The organism is Halobaculum sp. MBLA0147 (assembly GCF_041361345.1).
Taxonomy (GTDB): Archaea; Halobacteriota; Halobacteria; order Halobacteriales; family Haloferacaceae; genus JAHENP01.
Genome location: NZ_JBGKAD010000002.1, coordinates 427,930 through 451,027 on the forward strand (window position 1 = coordinate 427,930; position 23,098 = coordinate 451,027).

Annotated in this window: 18 protein-coding genes; 13 read left to right on the plus strand and 5 right to left on the minus strand. The window is 66.8% G+C overall.

Annotation, left to right across the window (positions count from 1 at the left end; translation table 11 throughout):
* Nucleotides 1-27 precede the first annotated feature (27 nt).
* Nucleotides 28-2,361, minus strand: a complete 2,334-nt coding sequence (locus RYH80_RS16355; protein ID WP_370905098.1) for a methyl-accepting chemotaxis protein — start codon at nucleotides 2,359-2,361, stop codon at nucleotides 28-30.
* A 274-nt stretch (nucleotides 2,362-2,635) separates the two neighbouring features.
* Here RYH80_RS16355 and RYH80_RS16360 point away from each other — a divergent pair, with 274 nt between their 5' ends.
* The 3 genes from RYH80_RS16360 to RYH80_RS16370 all read left to right on the plus strand — a co-directional run bounded on the left by RYH80_RS16360 (nucleotide 2,636) and on the right by RYH80_RS16370 (nucleotide 5,045).
* On the plus strand, nucleotides 2,636-4,000 hold the full coding sequence (locus tag RYH80_RS16360; RefSeq protein ID WP_370905100.1) for a dihydrolipoyl dehydrogenase family protein: 1,365 nt from the start codon (nucleotides 2,636-2,638) through the stop codon (nucleotides 3,998-4,000).
* 180 nt (nucleotides 4,001-4,180) lie between these two features.
* Nucleotides 4,181-4,549 carry a hypothetical protein gene (locus RYH80_RS16365; protein WP_370905101.1) on the plus strand — a complete coding sequence of 123 codons (369 nt, stop codon included), beginning with the start codon at nucleotides 4,181-4,183 and terminating at the stop codon, nucleotides 4,547-4,549.
* Nucleotides 4,550-4,676: 127 nt separating this feature from the next.
* The gene (locus RYH80_RS16370; RefSeq protein WP_370905102.1) at nucleotides 4,677-5,045 is read left to right on the plus strand and encodes a DUF7522 family protein; all 369 of its coding nucleotides are present in this window, start codon (nucleotides 4,677-4,679) and stop codon (nucleotides 5,043-5,045) included.
* Nucleotides 5,046-5,125: 80 nt separating this feature from the next.
* Here the strand turns inward: RYH80_RS16370 and RYH80_RS16375 are convergent, their stop codons facing one another.
* A complete protein-coding gene (locus RYH80_RS16375; protein ID WP_370905103.1) occupies nucleotides 5,126-6,691 on the minus strand; it encodes a PAS domain-containing sensor histidine kinase in 1,566 nt (521 codons plus the stop codon).
* Nucleotides 6,692-6,849: 158 nt separating this feature from the next.
* Here RYH80_RS16375 and RYH80_RS16380 point away from each other — a divergent pair, with 158 nt between their 5' ends.
* Nucleotides 6,850-7,224 carry an STAS/SEC14 domain-containing protein gene (locus RYH80_RS16380; protein ID WP_370905104.1) on the plus strand — a complete coding sequence of 125 codons (375 nt, stop codon included), beginning with the start codon at nucleotides 6,850-6,852 and terminating at the stop codon, nucleotides 7,222-7,224.
* Between the two features lie 51 nt (nucleotides 7,225-7,275).
* On the opposite strand, the gene RYH80_RS16385 is transcribed toward RYH80_RS16380, so the two are convergent.
* Together RYH80_RS16385 and RYH80_RS16390 are read right to left on the minus strand one after the other, a co-directional pair.
* Nucleotides 7,276-9,267, minus strand: a complete 1,992-nt coding sequence (locus tag RYH80_RS16385) for a thiamine pyrophosphate-binding protein (RefSeq protein WP_370905106.1) — start codon at nucleotides 9,265-9,267, stop codon at nucleotides 7,276-7,278.
* A gap of 23 nt (nucleotides 9,268-9,290) precedes the next feature.
* Nucleotides 9,291-11,072, minus strand: a complete 1,782-nt coding sequence (locus tag RYH80_RS16390) for a glutamate synthase-related protein (RefSeq protein ID WP_370905108.1) — start codon at nucleotides 11,070-11,072, stop codon at nucleotides 9,291-9,293.
* 213 nt (nucleotides 11,073-11,285) lie between these two features.
* Here RYH80_RS16390 and RYH80_RS16395 point away from each other — a divergent pair, with 213 nt between their 5' ends.
* The 6 genes from RYH80_RS16395 to RYH80_RS16420 all read left to right on the plus strand — a co-directional run bounded on the left by RYH80_RS16395 (nucleotide 11,286) and on the right by RYH80_RS16420 (nucleotide 17,747).
* Nucleotides 11,286-11,651, plus strand: a complete 366-nt coding sequence (locus RYH80_RS16395; RefSeq protein ID WP_370905109.1) for a DsrE family protein — start codon at nucleotides 11,286-11,288, stop codon at nucleotides 11,649-11,651.
* A 189-nt stretch (nucleotides 11,652-11,840) separates the two neighbouring features.
* On the plus strand, nucleotides 11,841-14,807 hold the full coding sequence (locus RYH80_RS16400; RefSeq protein WP_370905111.1) for a PAS domain S-box protein: 2,967 nt from the start codon (nucleotides 11,841-11,843) through the stop codon (nucleotides 14,805-14,807).
* Nucleotides 14,808-14,935: 128 nt separating this feature from the next.
* The gene (locus RYH80_RS16405) at nucleotides 14,936-16,201 is read left to right on the plus strand and encodes a M20 family metallopeptidase (RefSeq protein WP_370905112.1); all 1,266 of its coding nucleotides are present in this window, start codon (nucleotides 14,936-14,938) and stop codon (nucleotides 16,199-16,201) included.
* Between the two features lie 82 nt (nucleotides 16,202-16,283).
* Complete coding sequence (locus RYH80_RS16410) at nucleotides 16,284-16,667, plus strand: hypothetical protein (protein WP_370905113.1); 384 nt, start codon at nucleotides 16,284-16,286, stop codon at nucleotides 16,665-16,667.
* Nucleotides 16,668-16,890: 223 nt separating this feature from the next.
* A complete protein-coding gene (locus RYH80_RS16415; protein WP_370905114.1) occupies nucleotides 16,891-17,316 on the plus strand; it encodes a winged helix-turn-helix transcriptional regulator in 426 nt (141 codons plus the stop codon).
* Nucleotides 17,313-17,747, plus strand: coding sequence for a MarR family transcriptional regulator (locus RYH80_RS16420; RefSeq protein ID WP_370905116.1), 435 nt, complete (start codon nucleotides 17,313-17,315; stop codon nucleotides 17,745-17,747). Before RYH80_RS16415 ends, RYH80_RS16420 begins: the two co-directional genes overlap by 4 nt.
* A 15-nt stretch (nucleotides 17,748-17,762) precedes the next feature.
* Here RYH80_RS16420 and RYH80_RS16425 read toward each other — a convergent pair whose 3' ends face one another.
* Nucleotides 17,763-18,761 carry a succinylglutamate desuccinylase/aspartoacylase family protein gene (locus RYH80_RS16425; RefSeq protein WP_370905117.1) on the minus strand — a complete coding sequence of 333 codons (999 nt, stop codon included), beginning with the start codon at nucleotides 18,759-18,761 and terminating at the stop codon, nucleotides 17,763-17,765.
* Nucleotides 18,762-18,868: 107 nt separating this feature from the next.
* Here RYH80_RS16425 and RYH80_RS16430 point away from each other — a divergent pair, with 107 nt between their 5' ends.
* The 3 genes from RYH80_RS16430 to RYH80_RS16440 all read left to right on the plus strand — a co-directional run bounded on the left by RYH80_RS16430 (nucleotide 18,869) and on the right by RYH80_RS16440 (nucleotide 23,045).
* On the plus strand, nucleotides 18,869-20,398 hold the full coding sequence (locus RYH80_RS16430) for an ATP-grasp domain-containing protein (protein WP_370905119.1): 1,530 nt from the start codon (nucleotides 18,869-18,871) through the stop codon (nucleotides 20,396-20,398).
* A 493-nt stretch (nucleotides 20,399-20,891) separates the two neighbouring features.
* A complete protein-coding gene (locus RYH80_RS16435; protein ID WP_370905120.1) occupies nucleotides 20,892-21,845 on the plus strand; it encodes a sulfite exporter TauE/SafE family protein in 954 nt (317 codons plus the stop codon).
* A gap of 96 nt (nucleotides 21,846-21,941) precedes the next feature.
* The gene (locus tag RYH80_RS16440; RefSeq protein ID WP_370905121.1) at nucleotides 21,942-23,045 is read left to right on the plus strand and encodes a sensor histidine kinase; all 1,104 of its coding nucleotides are present in this window, start codon (nucleotides 21,942-21,944) and stop codon (nucleotides 23,043-23,045) included.
* Nucleotides 23,046-23,098 lie beyond the last annotated feature (53 nt).

A 23,098-nucleotide genomic window follows, 5' to 3' on the forward strand; every position in this document is an offset into this window, starting at 1 on the left:
CTGCACCGACCGGAGCGACGGCACGCCTCAGTCGTCGTCGGCCGTCACCGCGTCGGCGTCGAAGTCCGTCCCGTCGATCTCCGTATCGACGGCAGCCGTCTCGAAGTGGTCGAGGAGCGACTGTAGTTCCCGTGCGCGGTCCGACAACGACCGGACGTTGTCGGTGACTTGCTCGAGAGAGGCCGTCTGTTCCTCGGCCGCGGCGGAGACCTCGTCCGCCTCCGACGCAGTCTCGCGACTCGTCTCTGCGACTTCCTCGGCGACGGTGACCACCTCCTCCGTGGTCGCCGCCTGGTCGTCGGTCACGCGACTGATCTCCGTCATCCCGTCCGTCGCCGTCTCGACGCGGTCGACGATCTGTTGGAGACTCTCGGCGGCGTTCTCGACGGTCTGAGAGCCGGACTCCAGCCGTTCGCCCATCTCGCGGATGTCGGTGACGGCGTCGCTCGTCGCCGTCTGCACCTCTTCGATACTCACCTCGACTTCGTCGGTCGCCTCGCTCGCTTCCTCCGCGAGGTTCTTCACCTCGTCGGCGACCACTCCGAAGCCGTCTCCCTCCTGTCCGGCACGGGCGGCCTCGATGGAGGCGTTGAGTGCGAGGAGGTTCGTCTCCTCGGCGATGGTCCGGATCAGGTCGACCGTCTCCTCGATCCGTTCCATCTCGTCGGCCAACGCCTCCACCTCCGCGATGGTGGCCTCGGCGTCGGTGACGATGGCGTCCATCTCCGCGACGGCCGCCTCGGCCGCTTCGCGACCGTCTTCACCCTCTGCCGCGGCGGCCCGGGCGGAGTCTGCGACCTCGTCTGCCTCGGCGGCGACCTCCTCGACGGTCGCCGAGAGATCACCCATCTCGTCGGAAACCTGTCCCAACTGCTCGCGTTGATCCGACGCGGCGGCCGAGATCTGTTCGATCGAGGTCGCCACTTCGCGGCTGGCCGTCTCGATCTCGTCGGCACCGACGGACACGTCCTCGCTGGCCGCGACGACCTCGTCGGCGAACACCTGTACGTCTCCGACCGTCGCCTCAATCTCCGCGATGAGCGTGTTGAACTCGTCGATCAGTTCTTGGACCGCCTCGATGTCGCTGTCGGACTCGATCCGCGCCGTGAGATCGCCGTCGGCAGCCGCCCGCATCGCGCTACAGGCCTCCGTCACACGCTCTCGTAACTCCGCAGCCTGTGCCTCTGCGCGCTCGCGTTCCGTCCGGGCCTCCTCTTTCGCACTCTCTGCGGCCTCGATCTGCCGTTGGAGCGAGTCACGCATCGCCGCGAAGCCGTCGTAGAGGTCGCCGATCTCGTCGCCACGATCGCTCTCGATGGTCACGTCCAACTCGCCGCGTTCGAGTGCGGCCGCCTTGTCGGCGAGTCGTGTCAGCGGTGGGATCGTCCGGTACGCCGTCACACCGCCGACGATCGTGAGTCCGCCGATCACCGCCCCGAGCAGCAACAGGAGGTCACGCGAGAGTGTCCGCCGGAGCGCGAACGCATCGCGTGCCGGAACCTGTGTCGTCACGACCCAGTCCGTCCCGGCGACCGGCGCGTACCCGACTGCAGTCCGGCTCGCCCCGCTTCCCAAGACTGCCGCGCCCGACTCTCCGTCCAAGCCTCGTTCGACCGCTCGTGAGTCGACGGACAGGCTCTCGTCCGTCTCGCGGTTCTGCCCACCGATCTCGTCTGGTCGTGTCGACAGAACCGTCACGCCACGGTCGTCGACGACACGTGTGAACCCGTCTGCGTCGGGCTTCGTCAGTCCCTCGCTACGTGCACCGAGACTGACCATCATCACGAGGTAGCGGTCCGTCTCGGGGACCGGACTCACGACGGCGAAGACGAAGGCACCCTTCGGGTTCTCGAACGGCTCCGTGACGAGCGTCCCGTCTGAGCTGTCGAAAGTCAGCTCTTGGATCCACGGGACCCCTTCTTCCCGTGGCTTGAGCCCGACGAAGTCGGCACTACTACTCGACGTGACGGTCAGTGTTCCGTCACGCGGTGCGAGAAGATGAAGCGCCGCCACCTCGTCGGAGATGCGACGCGAGTCGAGTTCCGTCGCGAGGTACTCACTCACCGCACCGGGGTCGCGTGCGGCGAGTGGTTCGCGGCTCGAGACCATCACGGACTCCTGTCGCATCGATCCGATCCACTGACTCAGTGTCTCACTCTGGAGCTGTGCGGTTCGACGCAGTGTGTCCTCCGTCGACGCCTGCACCTCGCCTCTGGTCGTGACGTAGGTGTTCGCCCCGATCGCGACGACCAGTACCACGATCACGACGAACGCGACTGCGAGTTTCGCGGTGAAACTGCCCCGGATCGACTGCACGAGTGACGATCCGTCGTCGTCACTCGCCCCCTGTTCGGTGGCCATACGCCCGACTGTGTCGTTTCCCCACTTGACTCCCCAGTAACGGCGCTCACACACGGTTACGTCACCGTCACCCGAGTGACGACACCAGTTCGACGGTCGTCGTAGTGGTCGTCTACGAGCGGCGAGAGTGCGACACACTACTGGCCGTCTGTGTGCGCCGCGAGGATGGAACGCCACCGACGAGCCCTGATCCACGTGACACGCCCGAGAGGGCGTGTATCGAGACCGCACGAGCGGTGTGGGTTATAGATCATTCCGTGTCGGACGAGGACTTATGGCAGACTTCGACGTACTCGTGATCGGCGGTGGGACCGGGAACAACGTGGCGGCGGCTGCGGCGGAGGCCGGTCTCGAGACCGCGCTGGTCGAACCTGGACCACTCGGTGGGACGTGTCTGAACAGAGGGTGCAACCCGTCGAAGATGCTGTTACAGACCGCGAACGCCGCCAACGCCGTTCGAGACGCCGAGAAGTTCCACGTCGGTGCGACACTGACCGGGATCGACCACGGCACCGTCGTCGCCGAGACGATGGACACACTCTCCGGAATCGCGGTCGACATGGAGGGGCGGTACCGCGAACAGGAGCACCTCACGCTGTTCGACGAGTACACTCGGTTCGTCGACGATCGTGCGGTCGAACTCGGCGGCGAGACCGTCACCGCAGACCGTGTCGTGATCGCCACCGGGAGTCGGCCCCTCGTCCCACCGATCGACGGACTCGACGAGACACCACACATGACGAGTCGTGACGTGTTCGAGCGGACGGATCGCCCCGACTCACTGGTGATCCTCGGCGGCGGGTACATCGCCGTCGAGTTGGGGTACTACTACGAGTCCGTCGGCACCGACGTGACGATCGTCGAGATGGAAGACCGACTCGTGCCGCGGGAGGACGACGACGTGGCCGCGGCGTTCACCGACATCGCCACCGAGCGCCACGAGGTCGTGACCGGTCACCGCGTCACGGCGGTCGAGGACGTCGACGGAGAACGACGAGTCCACGCCGAGGGGCCCGACGGCGACACGCGGACACTGACCGGCGACGAACTCCTCGTCGCGTTGGGGCGTCGGCCGAACAGCGACGACATCGGGCTCGAACACACCGCCGTCGAGACGGACGAGAACGGGTTCGTGACCACCGACAGTCACTTGCGGACGACCGCCGAGAACGTCTGGGCACAGGGAGACGTGGCCGACAAGTCGATGTTCAAACACACTGGCGACTACGAGACCGAACACACCGTCGCGAACGTCGTCCACGACGAGGGTGTCGAGATTGACCTCAGCGCGGAGCCACACACCATCTTCACCGAGCCACAGATCGCTGGCGTCGGTGCGACCGAAGACGAACTCGCCGACCGAGGAGTCGACTACCGTGTCGGGCGTGCCGACTACGCCGACTCGGCGATGGGACGGGCGAAGCGGCTCCGTGAGGGGTTCGCGAAGGTACTAGCCGCACCCGACGGCGAGATTCTCGGTTGTCACGTGATCGGGTACGAGGCGTCGACTCTTCTCCACGAAGCCGTCGTCGCGATGCGGAACGGCGTCGGTGTCGACGCGGTCGCCGACACGATCCACGCTCACCCGACGCTGAACAAGGTGGTCGAATCCGCGTTCGTGGACGCCGCATCGCAGTGACCGGAGACACACCGTCACTCGACGACGACTGCGTGTCTCACGACGATCACACGTCCCTCGACGACCGTCACCAGTGGCGATCGTGGCGTCTCGACCAGTCCTCCATCGTTGTCGCTGGTCCTGTACCGCCGTGACACGACCGCAGTGGGGTTCAGATAGTTCTGGTCCCTGTATTGTACCATGTCCGATTCGGCAGCAGCCTGGGACGTCGAACAGACCGGCGACGTGCTCGTCTTCGAGTTCGGGGCCGACATGGACATCTCTGCGTTCGGCGAGGAGGCGTGGGCGACGTACACCGACATGTTGGAACGGGAGGCCGTCGACGCGGTCGTGACGGTCGTCGAGACCGAAGATCCGTTCGACGCCGCTACCTTCGACGTGTGGGACCGATCCGGTGATCGTGCCGTCGAGGCTGGGGTCGAGCGGTGGGCCGTCGTCGGTGACCGACTCAAGCGGATGTCGACACGGTCGAAGTTGGACACGCCCGGACTGGAAGTCGAGGGATTCGACGACCGTGGCGAGGCACTCCGGTGGGCACGTGGAGACTGATCGGCGACGAGACGAACGGGACCGTCGACGACGGGACGAACGGGAACACGCAGTTAGCGCACCGCTCGTCCGGGCGTGGATCACGACCGGCACCACAGTGAAGTGGCGGGTCCCAGTACCGACACACGTGACGTTCGACACCGAGAACGTCGTCGCACACCTCCGCTCGCACGCCGGCGAGGCGCTCCAAGCCGTGGTGGTCTACGACGATCAGACCCACCGAGATCTCTACCGGCGCGACGACTTGCGGGAGATGCACGGGTCCGACCTCGAAGGAGAACTGCTCGCAGAGGCGCGACGACGCCCGCGGCGGGAGTCGCCGGAGTCGGGGCTGTACGAGGGTCCGCTCGCCGCGACCGTCCACGTGTTCGCGGGGCGCGTCGTATTGAACCTACCACGTGACGACGACAGCGGGACACTCGTCCTCCTCGATCCGAGCGTCGCACGGAACCTCACAGAGTTCATCGCCGATATCCGTGGTGATCTCTACGAGTGACCCTGAGATCCCACCCGAGTACTCTGCTGCCGTGTTGGCGACTCCGTGGGCCATTCGAGCGTCGACGACGTTCCAAGCGATCAGACGGTGGTGTTCTCGTCGGCGACCGAGAGTGACACCGCGACACGGCTTCCGCCGAGGTCGGACTCACCAAATGTGATCCGGCCGCCAGAGCGAGTGACGATCCAGTTCACCAGCCACAGCCCGAGGCCACTGCCGTGTTGGAGTGGCTGCTCCTCGCCTTCGAGGAGTGTCTGACGCTCCTGTGCGGGGATACCGGGGCCGTCGTCAACGACCACGAGTCTGAGCCGCGAGTCGTCGTACTCGTCTGGCAGTAGACGGACGGCGACACGAGGCTCGTCGCCGGCGTGTTCGAGTGCGTTCTCGACTAACTGTTCGACGGCGACATCGATTCGAGGCGCTGCATCCACTGGCCGATCGGTCCGGATGTCGACGTCGACAGTCGCCGACGGAAACTCCGGTTCGAGGTCCGCGACGGTGTCACGGACGATTGCGTCGAGTTCGTGGCAGCGCTGCTCCACGCGGTGTGACTCGAAGATGTCGTTGAGAAGCCGAGCGTACGATGTCACACTCTCGAGTCGTCCTGCACTCTGGTAGATTCGGTCGGCAGCGCTCGCCGTCGACTCGTCGTCGGCGTCGCGGAGTGTCTCTGCGAACCCGAGGATCTTGGTCAACTCGTTGCGGAGGTTGTGTCTGAGCACCCGGTGAAGGACGCCCGCCTGCTGTTGGTTCTCTTTGCGTGCAGTCACCTCGCGGGAGTTGAGTACGATCCCCTCGACGGGGGAGTCGGGGCGGTGGCTGGCGGCCGACTCCAGCCACACCCACGAGCCGTCGGCCGTCCCGAAGCGGTACTCGACGCGATCGGTGGCGGGGTTGTCCGCGTGGACGGCTACCTCGAGGAGTTCTGCGACGCGCGACCGGTCGTCGTGGTGGACTCGTTCCAGGTACGGCTGTGACCGCAGTGTCTCCGGGTCGAGACCGAGCACCGACTCGACGGAGGGGCCCTGGTACCGCACGGTTCCGTCGCGTGCGAGGACGGTGACGAGATCGCGCGAGTGGGCCGTGAGTGCCTCGTGGTAGGCACGAGCCGTGTCGTCGACCCTGTCACGGACGTGGTTCAACAGGTGAGGTCGTCCGTCGACCTCGATCACCGTCGCCGACATCGTCGCCGGGAGAATGGTACCGCCGCGACAGTAACAGGTGATCTCGTCGGTCGTCGCCGATCCCTCCGCTTGCACCGTGTCGGCGAACTCGCGGAACTCCTCGAAGTTGTGTGGATGGAGATCGGAGGCGGGCATCGAGAGCAACTCGCGTCTGGAGAACCCGACGAGATCGGTTGCCGCGGCGTTACAGTCGACGACGGCATCGTTGGCCACGTCGACGACGAACACGGCGTCGTTGGTGTGACGGAACGTCGCCCGGTAGGCGTCTGGGAGCGCATCCTCCGGAAGTTCGGTACCCGGCTCACCGTACTCGCGTTCTGGGTCGACGGCTACGTCTGGATCCGAGACGACGGATCCAGTGAGATCTGGACCAGCACCACGCGAGAACTCGTAGCCGACGCTGTCGCCACCCGACGACGGCGGCTCGCGGGGCGACTCCGTGTCGTCTGTGTGATCTGCCATCTGTCTTCTCCTCACTCGGATACGTACACCACGACGGGTCACTACGTGAACGCCTCGCGGTTCTGTCGAGTATGAACACGTCCACGGACCGACGGGGTCGGTACCGCGCGTACACCACCGGTCGAGGGTTGAAGTCGTGTTCCTCGTGAGGACTTCGTATGTCTATCCTACGCCGGACGGACGGGTGGGAGGTCGACCAGATCGGCGAGACGCTCGTCTTCGGGTTCACCGAGGAGATGGAACAGGAGTCGTTCGGTGACGAGGCGTGGCGAGAGTACACGGAGACGTTGGAGCAGGACACGGTCTGTGCCGTGGTCACCGTCGTCGACATCTCGGAGCCGTTCGACGCCAGTACGTTCGACGTGTGGGCACGGTCCGGCGAGGTAGCGGTCCAACACGGCGTCGAGCGGTGGGCCGTCGTCGGCGATCAACTGAAGCGGATGTCGACGATCTCACAGCTCCGCCGGCCAGGGTTGGCGGTTCGCGGCTTCGACGACCGCGACGCCGCGATCGAGTGGGCGACCGAGGCGTGAGCGAGTCTCGAGCGAGTCCCCGGAGCACCCCGCCGACTCTCGTCGGGAAACTCACACCGGGTCGGAGTCGGTGACGATCTCGACTAGCGCCGGGCCGTCGTGGGCGACGGCAGCGTCCAGTTCCGACTCGAGTGTGTCGACCTCCGTCACCCGCACACCGTAGCCACCACAGTTCTCCGCGAAGGCCGCGAAGTCGGGGTTCTGGAGACTCGTCTGCCACTCCGGCCACCCACCGGTGCGTTGCTCCTTGCTGATCTTCCCCAGTTCGTCGTCGTTGAACAGGACGTGCGTCAGATCCATGTCGTACTTCACTGCGGTCGTGAACTCGGCCATGTACTGGCCGAACCCGCCGTCACTGGAGATCGACACGACGGGCCGGTCGTAGAACTCGGCGTCTCCCTCCTGAGTCGCCGCCCACGCACCGAGTGCCGCCGGGAGCGCGAATCCGATCGACCCCATGTACCCGGACATGAGCACGTCCTGGTTCGTCGTCTCGAAGTAGCGGCCGAACGCGTAGGTGTTGTTCCCCACGTCGACCGGCAGGATCGCGTCGTCGGGGACCACGTCACTCAGCACGTGGAACGCCTCCGCGTAGTTCAGACCCTGCTCGGCCGGCTCACTCCGACGTGTCGCCTTCTCGTCGCGCCAGATCGCCCACCGATCTGCGACTTCCTCGCGGTGGTCGATCGAGTCGGGCTCTCTGTCCGCCAACCGCTCGCGGAGTCGCTCCACCGTGACGCCGATCTCACCCAACACTGGCACGTCGACAGAGTGGTGTTTCCCGAGCGTCATCGCGTCGAAGTCGACGTGGACGATCGGTTTGTACTCCGAGATTCCGGTGTGGTCCGAGAAACTCGCGCCGAACACCGCCAGCAGGTCCGCCTCGTTCATGAAGTGGCTCGCGATCGGTGTCCCACTCCGTCCGAGAACGCCACCGGCTAGTGGGTGGTCGTCCGGAATCTGTCCCTTCGCTTTGAACGTCGTCACCATCGGACAGCCGAGCGACTCGGCGAGGTCGGTGATCGCGTCCGTCTCGAACCGAGCCCCGTGGCCGACGACGACGACCGGTCGTTCGGCGTCCGCCAACAGGTCGGTTGCCTCCTGCAACTCTGGCTCTGGTGGTGCGATGTCGCGAGAGGCGAGTCTCCCCTCGGGATCGCCCGGCGTCGCGCCGTCGGCGGGCATCGTCTGCACCTCGTCGGGGAAGATGAGGTGTGAGACGCCGCGCTCGAGGATCGATGTCTTCGCGGCACGTGTCGCGAGTTCGGCGTGATCGCTCGTCCCGAGGACGGTCTGTTCGAACGCGGCCACGTCGCCGTAGGCGGCCTCTTGATCGATCTCTTGGAAGTTCTTCGTCCCGAGTACCTGACTCTCCACCTGTCCGGTCAGTGCGATCGTGGGCGAGCGATCCGCGTTCGCGTCCCACAGGCCGGTCAACAGGTTCGTCGCGCCGGGGCCGGCGATGCCGAAACAGGCCGCCGGACGGCCGGTGAGTTTCCCGTACGCGGACGCGGCGAAGGCGGCCGCCCCCTCGTGGCGGACACCGTAGTAGGACAGCTCGTCGCGCTCGCTCGCCTCGCGCATCGCGTCGGCGACGCCGAGGTTCGAGTGTCCGACGATCCCGAACACCTGTCGGAGTCCCCAGTTCGTCAGCGTCTCGATCACGACGTCGGAGACCGTCCGCTCGCGTGGGTCCTCCGGTGGGAACCCGACGTAGACGCCGTCCTCACGAACCTCGGTCTCGTACACCAACTGGCAGTCGTCGTGACTCCCGGGCGACTCCCCGGTGAGTGGATCGAAGTCCCACCCGTGCCACGGGCACCTGAGCAGACCGTTCTCGATGGACCCCTCGCCGAGTGGACCGCCCTGGTGCGGACAGCTGTTGTCGATGGCGGCGTACTCGCCGTCGTAGTGCGTGACGGCGACCGTCGTTCCACCGCAGGAGACGGCTTCGACCCGTCCCTCCGGGAGTTCGTCTCGGTCGAGGGCCTTGTGCCAGTGCAGTTCTGCGTCGTCCGTCTCGGTGTGTACGTCGTCGGTCATCTGGATCGTAGTGTGGTCTCGGATTACCGCCCGTCTCCGTCGTCTCGACTCTCGTTCACTCGTCCGTCCGTGTTCGAACGCCGCCCTCGTGGCCGTCGGTCACCGCCGTCGGTGGCGGAGCGAGTCCCGTCGGTAGCCGCCCCGGGTCGGTGGCGCGGCGCCGGGCGGCGTCCCACGCCGGCGTACTCCACACCGGCGAGATCGGCCACGTCACGCTTCCAACTCGTGAGGTCGTCGCGTCGGAACGCCCCCAGATCGTCGTACCCGAGCGCCCGGGCCAACACCGACATCAACTCCGTCGTGGCGGCGAAGAAGTTCGCCAACCCGGTGGCGGCCTGGTCGACGACGAGCCTGTTCCGGAGGCCCTCGTCCGACGTCGCGATCCCGACCGGACAGTTGTTCGAGTCACAGGCGCGCATCCCCAGACAGCCGATCGCCTGCATCGCCGAGTTCGCGACGGCGACGCCGTCCGCGCCCAGTGCCATCGCCTTCACGAAGTCCGACTCCGTCCGCAGGCCGCCCGTCGCGATCAGCGTCACGTCGCCGTTCCCCGTCCGGTCGAGGTGATCGCGGGCACGAGCGATGGCGGGGATCGTCGGCACCGAGATGTTGTCTTTGAACACGTCCGGCGCGGCACCGGTGCCGCCGCCGCGACCGTCCAAGATCACGTAGTCGGCACCCGCCTCCAGGGCGAAGTCCAGGTCCCGCTCGACGTGCTGTGCGGAGAGTTTGAATCCGACCGGGATCCCGTCACCACGCTCCCTGACGCGATCGGCGAAGGCGGCGAAGTCCGCTGGCGTCCGGAGGTCGTCGAAGTTCGCCGGACTCACGGCGTCGGTCCCGGGTTCGAGGTCGCGTACCTCGGCGATCTTCCCCTGGACCTTCTCGCCCGGGAGGTGCCCGCCGGTCCCTGTCTTCGCACCCTGCCCGGCCTTGAAGTGGAACGCCTGCACCTCCTCGACGACGTCGAAGTCCCACCCGAACTTGCCGGTGGCGTACTCGTAGAAGTACCGCGTGTTGTTCGCCCGTTCCTCGGGGAGCATCCCGCCCTCTCCAGAACAGATCCCAGTCCCGGCGGCGTCGGCACCCTTCGCCAGTGCCACCTTCGCCTCCTCGCTCAACGCCCCGTAGCTCATGTCGGAGACGAAGACCGGGATCTCGAGTTCGAGCGGATTCTCTGCTCGTGGACCGATCGTCAGCGTCGTGTCGACCGGTACGTCTTCGCGCAGTGGCGTTCGGTCGAGTTGTGCAGTCAGGATCTGGAGGTCCTCCCACGTCGGGAGTTCGGTTCTCGGAACACCCATCGCCGACACGTCGCCGTGTTCGCCGATCCCCTCGGGACCCTCCTGTGCCAGTGTCCGGATGTAGCTGTTGTACGGCTCCTCGTCCGTCCCGTGTGGATCGCCGTAGAACTCGGGGAACGTGTCCGGGTCGGTGTACTCCGTCGGGTTGTCGTCGCTCCAAGCGGCGACCTCCGCACGGTCGACGTACACCGCGTCCGCCTCGCGATCGACCCGCGCGGTGAACTTCTCCAACCGCTCGCTGTTGTCGTACTCGCTGATCCCGGTGTCGTAGCGGTAGTCCCACCCGTGGACACCGCAGATCAAGTTGTCCCCTTCCACGCGACCGTCGGCGAGCAAGACGCCACGGTGTTTACATCGCCCGTGGAGGATCGACACGTCTCGGTCGTCTCTGACGAGTACGAGGTCGACACCCGCGACACGGGCACCGGTCGGCTCCCTGTCCGGAAGCTCGCTCCACGTCGCGACCCGTTCCCAGTCCGGTTCGGCGGGACGCTCGCTCACCCGTCTCCCCTCCGTCGTCTGTCGACGCAGGTGCGTCGCTGATCGTACGCCATACAGTCTCGACACGGACCGGTCTCATAAGACACGTCGCGGTCGTGTGGCCGCGCTACGGAGCCGGTCGGTGTGGTGCGTCCGGCGCGCGGTTACACCGGTGTAACCCGGTGAGCGACCCGTGAGCGAGGCTTATGTACGGTCTCCGTACAGGGGAGCAGTATGGGGAAGTTCGCCGTCGTCCTGACTGCGGGGCCGGACGACGCCGGGAGTGCGGTCAACGGGTTCGAGTACGCGCTCTCGTTGGCCGACGCGGACAACGAAGTCGCGGTGTTCCTCGACGGCGCCGCGACGAAGTGGCCCGGCGAGGTACAGCGGCGCGCCGATCACCCGGTCAGTGAGAGTCTGGATCGGCTGGAGGAGCACGGAGCACTCGCCGGTGCCTGCGCCTACTGTGCGGACGTGTTCGGTGCGACCGAGGGGTGTGAGGACGCCGACGTGGCACTCCACGGGACGGCCGGCGAAGAACACGCACCCGACGTGGGTGAACTCGTCGCCGACGGCTACGACCTGCTCCCGGTGAGTTGAGTCGATCGTGTGTCGACACCGCCGACCTCCGACGAGAGCACACTCGCAGTCACTGGCCGGTACCTGTCGTCGGAGACGACGGCCGACGACGGGGGAGAGGTTTTAGCTCGCGGCGTCGTAGAGTAGATCGAGAATCGACCGACACACAGCACGTGTCTCGCACGTCCCGGACTTCGAAGATCGACATCGATGACTCAGTGTAACCCGACGGACGACGCGTTCACCGAGTACGACGCCTTCGACGCAGTCCCGCGACCACTCCTGGTCCACGACGAGGGCGTGATCCAGTACGCCAACGACGCGTTTCGGACACTGTCGACGGGACGGGCGCCGGAGGTGAACGATCATGAAGCCGACGACACGCACACGAGAGACGACCATCCAGTGCCCGATCCGGTCGGACGGTCCGTCGAGAGCGTGCTCGCGGACACGGACGAGATCGTCGTCTCGCCGCCGACGTGGACGGCGACTGACCCGTTGTCGGCAGTGGAGACGGTGTCCGTCGACGCCGGTGGAGAGAAACGGAACTACCGACTCGTCGTCGGTCCGACTACAGAACCGAACAAGACGGGAGAGACCACCGACGGAGCGGCCTCCACGACCGTACTGTTCGAGCGCCTCGACACGACGAATCCCGACGACGACGGCGGAGTCCTCTCCCGTGCCGACGCGGCCGGATCCGACGCGTCGCGGTCCACCGGAGGCGAGTCGTCGAGCCCCCGCGCACCCGAGCCACAGTCCGGAGATGCCGCGCCGGCCGTCGGCGAGGGGAACGTGTTCGAACGGATCTTCGAGTACGCGAACGACGCGATCTTCGTCGTCGACCCGGAGACCCAGGAGATCACCCGTACGAACCGACGCGCAGCCGAGTTGCTGGGCTACGACCGCGAGGAACTCCTCGATCTCGAGCCCGCAGACATCCACCCACACGACTACGAGGCGTTCGCCGCGTTCGCAGACGAGGTCTACGAGACCGGTGCGAGTTGGACGGACGAACTCTCCTGTTACACCTGTGACGGCGAGCGGATCCCCGCGGAGATCTCGGGGACGCTCGTCGAGATCGACGGGGAGCGCCGCCTCGTCGCGAGTGTCCGCGACATCTCGACGCGCATCGAACAACGGACCGAACTCCGTCGACTCTCGCGTGCGGTCCGTGCGACCTCCGACGGCGTCGCACTGTTCGACGACGACGGGACCGTCGTGTACGCCAACCAGGCGTACGCGACGGCACTCGGGTACGACGACGAGACGGACGTGGTCGGCGAGTCGTGGGCGGCACTGTACGACGACGGGGACCGCTTCGCCGTCGACGTACGGCCGTCCGTGGCGAGCGACGGGGAGTGGAGCGACACGGTCACCGTCGCCACAGACGACGGCGAGCGAGTCCACAGACTCTCAGTCTCGGGGTTCGAGGGAGACGTACTCGTCGTCTCGCGCGACGTGACGGCGGAACACGAGAACCGACGACGACTCCGCGGGCTCACCGAAGCCAGCCGAGCGTTCGTCGACGCAGAGACGCCGTCCGCCGTCGCCGACCGGGCGCTCGACGTGATCCGCGAGACGCTGGAGTCCGACCTCGCGTGCTTGCGGACCTACGACGAGGAGACGAACAGCCTCGACCGCGTCGGCGTCACCGACGCGGCGGCGACACTCGTCGACTCGGAGGTTGCGTACGACCTCGAGGCGTCACGAGCCGGTCGTGCCTACCGGACCGGGGAGACACTCGTCGACAACTCCGGAGAGGACCCCTACGCGCCCGACCGGGCACACCTCCACGTCCCCATCGGTGACGACGGTGTTGTGACGGTGCTCCGCGAAGACGGCGCGTTCTCGCCGACCGACGTGGAACTCCTCGAGTTGTTCGCCGAGACGGTTCGGACGGCACTCGCCCGTGCACGGCGCGTTCGGGAGCTCCGCTCGCAGAAGCGGGAGTTGGAGCGCCGCGGGCAAGAGCTGACTGCGGCCAACGAGTTCGGCGACCTCGTGACGGGTGTCGTCGGCTCCGTCCTCGAGACGGCGACGCGGTCGGAGACGGAACAGGCGGTCGTCGACGGTCTCGTCGAGTCCGAGTTGTTCGACGCGGCGTGGCTCGTCGACGGAGCGCCCGACGACCCGACGACGCGAGCGACCGCCGTCGACGGCGCCTCGTTGGCGGAGTCCGACCCGGCGTCGCTCGTCCACACCCCGTTCGCGACACAGTTGCTCTCGGAGGCCGACCGGACGGACGGACTCGTCGTCAGGCGACGACGACTCGGTCCCGGCGAGACCGACTCGCCGTCAGACGACGACTCCGGTGGGACCGACGGGCCCGGAGCGACGACCGACACGACCACGGCGGCGGCCATCGAGGTCGAGACGACCGCGCAGTCGTTCGGTACACTGGTCGTCGCGACGAGTGGGACCGAAGCGTCGCGGAGTCTGGTCCGCGACGGGCTCGAGTTGCTCGCCGAGACACTCGGGTTCGCACTCGTCGCCGACCGGACGCGACTCGCGCTCGTCGCCAACGAGATCGTCGAAGTCGAGATCGAACTCGAGAACAGACTCGCACGCCTCTCTGCGGCACACGACTGTCGATGTGTCCTCCGTGCCACGGAGCCCGCCGAAGACGGCGGGTTCGTCCACAGAGTCGACGTCTCCGGAGCCGGTGTCGAGGCGGTGCGTGGGTTCTTCGACAGGACGGAGACCGATCCCGACCAGTCGCCGACCGTCGTCGACGGCGACGAGAACGGGTGTGTTCTCGACGTGTACGCCGATCACGGACTGCCGGCACTGCTCGCGGAAGTCGGCTGTAGCGTGCGGTCGCTCGTCGCCGACGACGGTGTCGGACGCGTGACCGTCGAGATGCCGGAGGACCGCGACCTGGGTGCCGTCACCGACCTCCTGTCCGAGTGGTACGACGACGTGTACTTGCGCGCGAAGCGACACGAGCGTCGGATCGACCCGTCGAACGCGATCTCGACGGACACGGGGTTGACGGACCGACAGCGCGAGGTACTGTGTACGGCACACGGCGAGGGGTACTACGCCTGGCCTCGTGAACGGACAGCGGAAGAGGTGGCCGAGACACTCGACATCGCCGGGTCGACACTCCACCAGCACCTCAGAGCGGCCGAACGGAAGCTGATCGACCAGATCTGTGGCGACGAGTCCCGGTGAGTCGTCACCGGAGGCGACTCGACCGACCGCCGTGCACGCGTCGTACACGCGGGCCCAACTACTGTTGCCACTCACCCTGTGGGTCGGGCGAACGCTGCGTCCGACACCACGAGACACCCGCCGCAACTATGGACACGTCGACACTTCCGACACCGGTCGCGGAGTACATCACCGACAACCACGCCGAACTGTGTGACGTGCTCGAACGGCTGGTCGGGTTCGACACACAGAACCCGCCCGGCCGGACGGTCGAGATCGTCGAGTGGCTCGAAACGACACTCGACGGGCCGGCGCTCTCGCTCGACCGGTACGCCGTCGATCCGGAGAAGCCGAACCTCGTCGCGACACTCCCCGGCGCGACCGACCACACGCTGTGTTTCAACGGCCACCTCGACACGGTCCCCTTCGCAGAGAACGACTGGTCCGTCGATCCGCTCGGCGAGCGAGACGGCGACCGAATCTACGGGCGCGGGACGACAGATATGAAGGGTGCAGTCGCCGCGATGGTACAGGTCGCACTCGCGTACGCGCGGACCGACACGGAGCCACCGGTGACACTCCAGTTCGCGCTCGTCAGCGACGAGGAGAAGGGTGGCGACGCGGGGCTGACGACGCTGTTGGACACGGACGCGTTCGATCCCGACGCCTGTGTCGTCGGCGAGACGACGGCGCGCGACGGACGGCACTCGGTCTCCGTCGCCGACCGCGGGAACGTCTGGCTCACACTCGAGGCCTCGGGGACCGCCGCGCACGGCTCACGGCCGATGATCGGCGAGAACGCCATCGACAGGCTGGTCGACGCCGTCGAGCAGTTGCGAACCGAGTTCGGTCGACGCGAGCTGTCGATCGACCCCGCGATGGACCCGATCGTCGAGGAGTCGGTCAGGTTCTACGAGCCCGAGGCGGGCGCTGCGTCGACGCGGGAGCTGTACCGGTACCCGACGATCAACCTCGGTGTCGTGGAAGGTGGAACGGCGATCAACACGGTCCCGGCGTCTGCCTGTGCGCGGGTCGATATCCGACTGACCGCGGGGGTCGACACGACGGACGCCCTCAGTGGCATTCGAAACTGCCTGTCCGGTACGGAGGGCATCGAGATCTCGGACCTGTCGTGGACCCAGGGGTCGTACGAGCCCCTCGAGAGTCCGATCGTCGAGGCGAGTGCGGAGGCGGCCGAACACGTCGTCGACGGCGAGGTGTTCCGGCGGAGCGCGACCGGTGGTGGCGACGCCAAAGTGTTCCGCCACGAGGGGATCCCGACGGTCGAGTTCGGGTTCGGAACGCAGACTGCCCACGGGGTCGACGAGTACACGACGACCGAGGCACTGCGGCGCAACGTCGTCAGCTACGCGACGATTCCCGTACTGTACGGGCGACTCGCAGTCGACGAGTAGACGAGCAGCCGACGCTCTCTGTCGACCCTAGTTACCGAGTCCTCAGCAACCGTTAATCGCTGGAGTCGAGTCGACCAGACCGATGTACGAGGTGACCGAGACGGAGTACGGGTTCGAACTCACTGTCGACGGGACACCAGACACCGACCAGATCGACAGTCTGATCGCGAGCGCGAGAGAGGCTGCCGACAGTACGACCGGGTCGTTCGGAGTCGTCGCAGACTTCCGAGACCTCACTGTGTTCCCACAGGAAGCGGCCGACGAGTTGGAGGAGTTGATGCGGTACTGCGACGACGCCGGGATGGAACGGTCGGCGACGGTCGTCGACGCTGCGACGACGAAGATGCAACTGGACCGGCTCGTCGAGAACTCCGGTATCGACGATCGGATCGTCGACGCCAGCGACACGGCCGACCCGCTGTCCGTGGCGGAGGCGTGGGCCGTCGACGGTGTCGAGCCGTCGTAGCAGCGCCCCAATCGTCGAGTGGGTGGTGTGTCGGGCAGACTCGGTCGTTGGACTCAGACGGGTGACACACGATGCCGAGTCCCTGACCACCTTACAAATCACACCGAGACACATAGGTATTACCCACCGTCGATACTCTCGTACCGACGTACGTAGGTTCCGACCGACCTAAACACCTACCAGCCCAACTGATTGGGGTGGTCCACTTCGTGTCTGGTAGCACATGAGCACGGACCACACGCCAGTCGGGCGGATGGACAGTTCCTACGAGGGCACCCAGGAGACTCTCGTCGAGGTGGCGGAGGTGCTCGGTCGGAAGTGGCACACGGTGATCCTCCACCAGTTGTTGACCGCGGGCGCGCTCGGGTTCAGCGACCTCGGCTCGCGGGTGAACGGAATCTCGAACAAGATGCTCTCGGACAGCCTCGGGGCACTGGAGGAGCGCGGTCTCGTGCGCCGCGAGATCGTCGAGGAGAAACCGGTTCGCGTCGAGTACAGCCTGACGGAGCGCGGTCGTGCGATGGAGGACCTCCTCGGCGCGATGGTGTCGTGGGGGCGCGAGCACGGAGAGCGAGCGGACGACCGGCCGGCGACACCGGACGGCCCGGAGCGACCGCTCGCCGACGGCGGCACGGAGGTGGACCGATGAGCAGTCGCAACCACGACCGCAACACCGTGTTGGACCTCTCTGCCGCGGAGGCGTCGGACGCACCAGACGCGACCCGTGCGGCCGTCGAGTCACCGTCGTTCGACGAGGCCGTCAAGACCGTCTTCGGACTGAACGACCGGGATCTCGCGACCCTGACGGCCATCCAGTCGAAGCCGGGGATCACGACGACCGACATCGCAGACGTGATCGATCGAGACCGGAGCAACGTGACGCGGTCGGTCACGGTCCTCAGAGAGACCGGCCTCGTGACGAGACGGAGACGGATCATGGAGGACGGCGGATACTTCTACGAACACTACGCCGAGTCGACGGAGGGCGTCGAGCGCGTGCTGACGGACGCCATCGAACGGTGGGCGCGCGACGCCGTCGAGAGCGTCGCCACGTTCGACTGGACGGTCGACGACTCGTGACGAGACACGTCGAGGCTACTCGTCGCCAGTGAGGATCGACGTGACTTCGTCACCCACCTTCACGAAGTGGCACAGTGGGTTCCCTGGGTAGACGACCGGGTTCTCGAGGACACCGACCAAGACGCCGTCGAACGGTGCCGTGACGGTCGTCACGTCGGTCATGAACGGACTCGTGATGCGACAGATCTCCGCGCCTTCGGCGACGTAGTCGCCGCGTTCGTACTCCATCTCGACGATACCGCCGTCGTCGGCGCGGAGCCAGGTCTTCTCGCTCCACCCCTCGATCGTCGTCCGCCAGCCGGGCCACCGAACCGTCTCCTGTGGGTAGACGCCGTACTCCGCGAAGACACTCCTCACCCCGCCGAGCGCGTGGTCGATGAGACGCCGCTCGAACCGGTGTGCTTCGCCCATCTCGATGGTGATCGTCGGGACACCCGCCTCGGTCGCCTCGCGGCGGAGCATCCCCTCGCTCCCCTCACCCGCCATCGTCACGTTCGTCCCGAACGCCCTGGCGAGACGCGCCACCGCCTCGTCGCTCACGTCCGCACGGACGTGGAACATGTTCGTCCGACCGCGTGTCGAGGTGTGGAAGTCGAGGCCGAAGTCACAGGGGCGGACGAAGTTCTCGAAGATGCGGTGGGCCACCCGTTTCGAACTCGTCGACCCCTCCTTGCCGGGGAACGAGCGGTTGAGATCGCGTCCGGAGATCGGGAGGTACCGCTCCTGTGTGAGGAACCCTTGGACGTTCAACACGGGGAGACACACCAGCGTGCCGTGGACGTCGGTGTGGTCCCACTCCTCGGCGACTTCGCGGACGACCTCGATCCCGTTGAGTTCGTCGCCGTGGATCGCGGCCGACAGGAACACCGTCGGGCCGTCTTCGTCGCCGTTGATGATCGTCACCGGGATGTCGACCGAGTCCCCGAGGTACGTCTCGCTCACCGGGAACCGGAACCGCGCAGTCTCTCCGGGGTCGACACTGCCACCGTCGTACTCGAAGGCGTCACTCCCCATGCTCCCGCCGACACCGACGCCACACTAAAACGTCGAGTGAGCCGTCCGAAACCGGGTGAGTCGGAGGTTACGCGGGAGATTTCACGGTCGCCCGAGCAGAGAGTCACATGGGCCGCCCCGCCAGCCACGAGCACGACACGGACGACGTTCGCGTCGGCGTCGTGAGTTTCCACAACAGTAAGGAGACGAAGGCGATCTGTAACGCGGTCGCCGACCTCGGACACACCCCGGTGTGGTTCGGTCGCTCGAACCTCGCGAGTCGTGTCGCCGGCGGTGCCGCGTCGGTCGAACCACCCGTCGACGTGGCGATCAACCGACTACTGACGACGAAGGCGACACGGCCACTCTGTCAGTTGTCACTGGCGGGTGTCGTCGCCGACGCCGTCCCGACGTTGAACCACCCGGACACCGTGGCGGCGATGCTCCACAAGTACCGTGCAGCGGCGAGACTCGCCCGTGCCGGTGTCCCGGTCCCAGACACCGTGTTGTCACCGCGACGGACCCCACCGGACGACTGGGCGGCGACGGTCGGCGACACGGCCGTCCGGAAGCCGGGGATCGGGACGAACGGGACCGGCGTCGACCGCGTGGAGCGCGACGACGTGGTGACACACCACGAGACCGGGTACTTGATCCAGCGGTTCCACCCGAGTCGTGGAGCGCGCCACTCCGACGTGCGCGTCTACGTCGTCGACGGTACGGTCGTCGGTGCGATGCGGCGTGTCGCTCCCGCGGACGAGTGGCGTTCGAACGTGGCGTTGGGTGGGGAGACGGAGGACGTGACCGACACGCTCTCCGAGAGTGCGCGTCGGATCGCCGTCCGAGCGACGGAGGTGTTGGATCTCGACACTGCGGGTGTCGACCTCGTCCAGCAGGTGCCCGTCGGCGACCGGCAACCGGTCGCACCGTACGAGGACACGACGCGGACGGCTGGCGAGCCGGTGGCGTCGGACACGTCGACTCTGTCGTCGGGCGACACCCCGTCGGGTGGTGCGAGTGAGACGGAGTCTGGTTCGCGAGCGGGAGCCGACACACGAGAGGAGACGAGCGACTGGGCGGTCCTCGAGGTCAACGCCACGGCGGGGTTCAAAGGGCTGTTCGACGCCACGGGGGTGAGTGCCGCGCCGTACCTCGCGGCGGCAGCCGTCGAGCGTGTCGGTGGGACTGTCGACACGGACCGCGTCCATCGACTCGCCGACGAGCTGGACGACTCGCTTCCGGACTGTGCACCCGACGACGTGTTGGTGTCGGACGACGGTGTCGCCGGCACGGTCGGGTACACGGCCTCGGTCGCCGTCGCGGGTGTCGAGGGTGCGACGGAGGAGACGGCGAAGGTCGACACCGGGGCCGATCGGACGACGGTCGACTTCGAAGTCGCGGAGGCGGTCGGAGCGGGACCGATCTCCGGGACGACGACGGTTCGAGCCGGCGACGGCACGTCGACACGGCCGGTCGTCCCGATCTCGGTTCGGATCGGGCGTGACTGGTTCGACGTGACGGCCGGGCTGGCGGACCGGTCGGCGAACAGACACCCGGTGTTGTTGGGTCGCGACGTGTTGGAACGGTTCCGAATCGACCCACGTGCGGGCCCCAACTCCGACCCAGGTGACGGGCAGGCGACCTCGTTCGAGGAGTGACACTCGCGGGCGTCCGACGTTGGTGTTCGACGGTCGAACCCGTCCAGTGAGTGTGCCGTCGTGGAGTTACAGTCGTGTCACCGGGTGAGCGGGTCGTCAATTACCGTCAAGTGTTGGCCGGGACGAGGTGACCGTGGGTGGCGGGAGCACCCCACCGTGTTCGGCTGCGGGTCACCCTGCCCCGGTGCCCCCGGCTCCTCGCCACCTCCTCTCCCCCTGTTCCCGAGGGGGACGCGAACGGACCCGTGTGGGGGGTACGGGTACACTGTCTCGGCTACTGGCCGGGCGTCCTGGCTCCCGGCCAGTCACCGTCGGCGACACCGGCATGCGACTCCTGGCGACGCTCCACACCCCTCGCCGACGGTGACGGCGACTTCTCCAACCGCTCGGCAGCCGTGACGGCCACTGTCTCGCGTCGAGGATCCGGGTATGCAACGGAGTCGCGGTGCCGCGGAGTGTTCATGAGTCGGCTCCGTGTGGTGTGTTCCGAGCGATGGTCACAGGACTCGCAGGGGTCGGGAGCGTCGGTGTCGGTGGCTCCCACGCGGTCGTCGGAGTGGCGTACGGACTCGCACAGGTCGTCCCGCCGGGGTTCCCGGTCGACCAGTTTCTCGCACACTGGTGGGTGTTTCCGGCGTCGATCCTCTTCTCGCTGGTCGCACTGGCGTCGGGTGTCTCGGGTGCACTGTTCTTCAGCCCGTTCTTCATGCTCGGCGTCGGGCTGAGTCCGGCACAGGCGATCGGTGCCGGCCTCCTGACGGAGGTGTTCGGCATGGGAAACGGACTGGCGAACTACGTCCGCCAACAGGTGGTCGACTACCGGACCGCGAAGTGGCTCCTGTTGGGTGCGGTGCCGTCCGTCGTGGTCGGTGCGTTCGCGACCCACCTCGTCCCGACGACGATTCTGAAGCTCCTGTTCGGGGGTGGACTCGTCTTCCTGGGTGCGTTCCTCGTCTACTACGACCCCGCCGAGGAGTGTGAGCCCGGCGAGTGTGAGGGGTCGTACCTCCGACAGAAGAACGAGGGACGGGGGACGACGACGGTCGAGACGGCGGACGGCGAGCGGTTCGAGTACGACACCTGCTGGCGACCACCCGGTGTCGGACTGGCGACGGCCGGAGGGTTCGTCACCGGACTGATCAGCGCGGGACTGCCGGAGGTGACGACGACACAGTTGATCGTCCGGTGTCGCCTCCCACCACGCGTCGCGGTCGCGACGAGCGTCTTCGTCCTCGGGATCGCGGCACTGGCCGGCGCGGTGGTCCACGCACTCGCGGCGACGCCGGTCTGGTACGTCGTCGCGTGGTCGATCCCGGGTGTGTTGATCGGCGGGACCGTCGGGACGCGCGTCGGGAAGTACCTCCCCAGCGACCTGATGGAGCAGGGGCTCGGCGTCGTGTTCGTCGGTGTCGGACTCCTCGTCGTCGGAACGGAGCTGTTCGCGTGACCGCACCATCCCGGACGGACGCTTAGCGCGGGGAGCCTCCGGTGGGTAGCGTCCGAGCCCAACTACTGTGGGTTCCGACTGTAGGAGGTGGCGTCCATGAGTGGCAGTATGTCGAGTCCCCTGTCGTCGGTCACGGCGGCGAACCGTCTACTCGAGCACGTCGAGGGTCCGTCGTTCCTCCTGCACACCGGGAACGACGAGATTCTGAACTGCAACGACCGTGGTGCTCGGTTCCTCGGGTACAGACGGAGCGAGTTGCGTGGCGGACCGATCTCGCGTGTCCACCCGGACGAGACGGAGACCATCCACGAGGCTGCGGTCCGCGCTCGCAAGCAGGTCGTCTGTCGGAGAGACGGGCTGACGTGTCGAACGAAGACCGGCGAAGAGATCACGGCCGACGTCTCGCTCCTCGATGTCGGGCGAGACGGTGCGGCGAGGGCGGACACGGCGACGACACCCGACACCACGTCCGTCGCGATCGTTCACACCGAGCGAGACGAGTCGCGGCGCGCACGGCAGATCGCCGGGCTCCTCCGGATTCTCCGTCACAACGTCCGGAACCGCCTCAACGTGGTGATCGGACACCTCGAGGCGATCGAACGAGAGACGGACGACGAGGGTGACAGCGTGCCGACGAGACACGCCGAAGCGGCACTGGCGGCCTGTGAAGACCTCCTCGGCACGACGGCGAACACGTGGGAAGTCCGAGAGGTCCTGCAGACGAACCCAGAGCACGACGACGGCGTCGACGTGGTCCGACTCGTCGAGAGCGCGGTCGACACCGTGTCGGCGGCGCACTCGGAGGCGAGACTCCAGACCCGGCTCCCGGAGTCGATCGAGGTCGTCGGCACAGGCCTCCTCGAACTCGCCGTTCGACACGTCGTCGAGAACGCAGTGGTCCACAGCGACGCCACGGCTCCGCGTGTGTGGATCGTCGTTCGGCCACCACCGGCCGTCGACGGCGAGTGTGTCGAAGTCGTCGTCGGTGATCGTGGCCCGGGAATTCCGGCGGCCGAACGACGCGTCACGCGACGCGAGACGCCGCCGACGCCGGTGGCACACGCCAGTGGTCTCGGCCTGTGGATCACCGCGTGGCTTGTTCGACGATCATGCGGGAGTGTCGACATCGAGACGGGACCAGACGGGACGACCGTCACGCTTCGACTCCCGGCGGACGACACGGACGACGGGGATCGGTAGTGACACTGCACACACGCGGAAGTTTACAGTAGTGGGCACGACACCGTGGACGC

Excerpts from the sequence above, each read along its gene's own strand:
- RYH80_RS16425 (WP_370905117.1), bottom strand. The coding sequence starts at position 18,761 with ATGGGGAGTGACGCCTTCGAGTACGACGGTGGCAGTGTCGACCCCGGA.
- RYH80_RS16375 (WP_370905103.1), bottom strand. The coding sequence starts at position 6,691 with ATGGCAGATCACACAGACGACACGGAGTCGCCCCGCGAGCCGCCGTCG.
- RYH80_RS16405 (WP_370905112.1), top strand. The coding sequence starts at position 14,936 with ATGGACACGTCGACACTTCCGACACCGGTCGCGGAGTACATCACCGAC.
- RYH80_RS16400 (WP_370905111.1), top strand. The coding sequence starts at position 11,841 with ATGACTCAGTGTAACCCGACGGACGACGCGTTCACCGAGTACGACGCC.
- RYH80_RS16385 (WP_370905106.1), bottom strand. The coding sequence starts at position 9,267 with ATGACCGACGACGTACACACCGAGACGGACGACGCAGAACTGCACTGG.
- RYH80_RS16435 (WP_370905120.1), top strand. The coding sequence starts at position 20,892 with ATGGTCACAGGACTCGCAGGGGTCGGGAGCGTCGGTGTCGGTGGCTCC.
- RYH80_RS16355 (WP_370905098.1), bottom strand. The coding sequence starts at position 2,361 with ATGGCCACCGAACAGGGGGCGAGTGACGACGACGGATCGTCACTCGTG.
- RYH80_RS16430 (WP_370905119.1), top strand. The coding sequence starts at position 18,869 with ATGGGCCGCCCCGCCAGCCACGAGCACGACACGGACGACGTTCGCGTC.
- RYH80_RS16360 (WP_370905100.1), top strand. The coding sequence starts at position 2,636 with ATGGCAGACTTCGACGTACTCGTGATCGGCGGTGGGACCGGGAACAAC.
- RYH80_RS16365 (WP_370905101.1), top strand. The coding sequence starts at position 4,181 with ATGTCCGATTCGGCAGCAGCCTGGGACGTCGAACAGACCGGCGACGTG.
- RYH80_RS16395 (WP_370905109.1), top strand. The coding sequence starts at position 11,286 with ATGGGGAAGTTCGCCGTCGTCCTGACTGCGGGGCCGGACGACGCCGGG.
- RYH80_RS16380 (WP_370905104.1), top strand. The coding sequence starts at position 6,850 with ATGTCTATCCTACGCCGGACGGACGGGTGGGAGGTCGACCAGATCGGC.
- RYH80_RS16410 (WP_370905113.1), top strand. The coding sequence starts at position 16,284 with ATGTACGAGGTGACCGAGACGGAGTACGGGTTCGAACTCACTGTCGAC.
- RYH80_RS16420 (WP_370905116.1), top strand. The coding sequence starts at position 17,313 with ATGAGCAGTCGCAACCACGACCGCAACACCGTGTTGGACCTCTCTGCC.
- RYH80_RS16440 (WP_370905121.1), top strand. The coding sequence starts at position 21,942 with ATGAGTGGCAGTATGTCGAGTCCCCTGTCGTCGGTCACGGCGGCGAAC.
- RYH80_RS16415 (WP_370905114.1), top strand. The coding sequence starts at position 16,891 with ATGAGCACGGACCACACGCCAGTCGGGCGGATGGACAGTTCCTACGAG.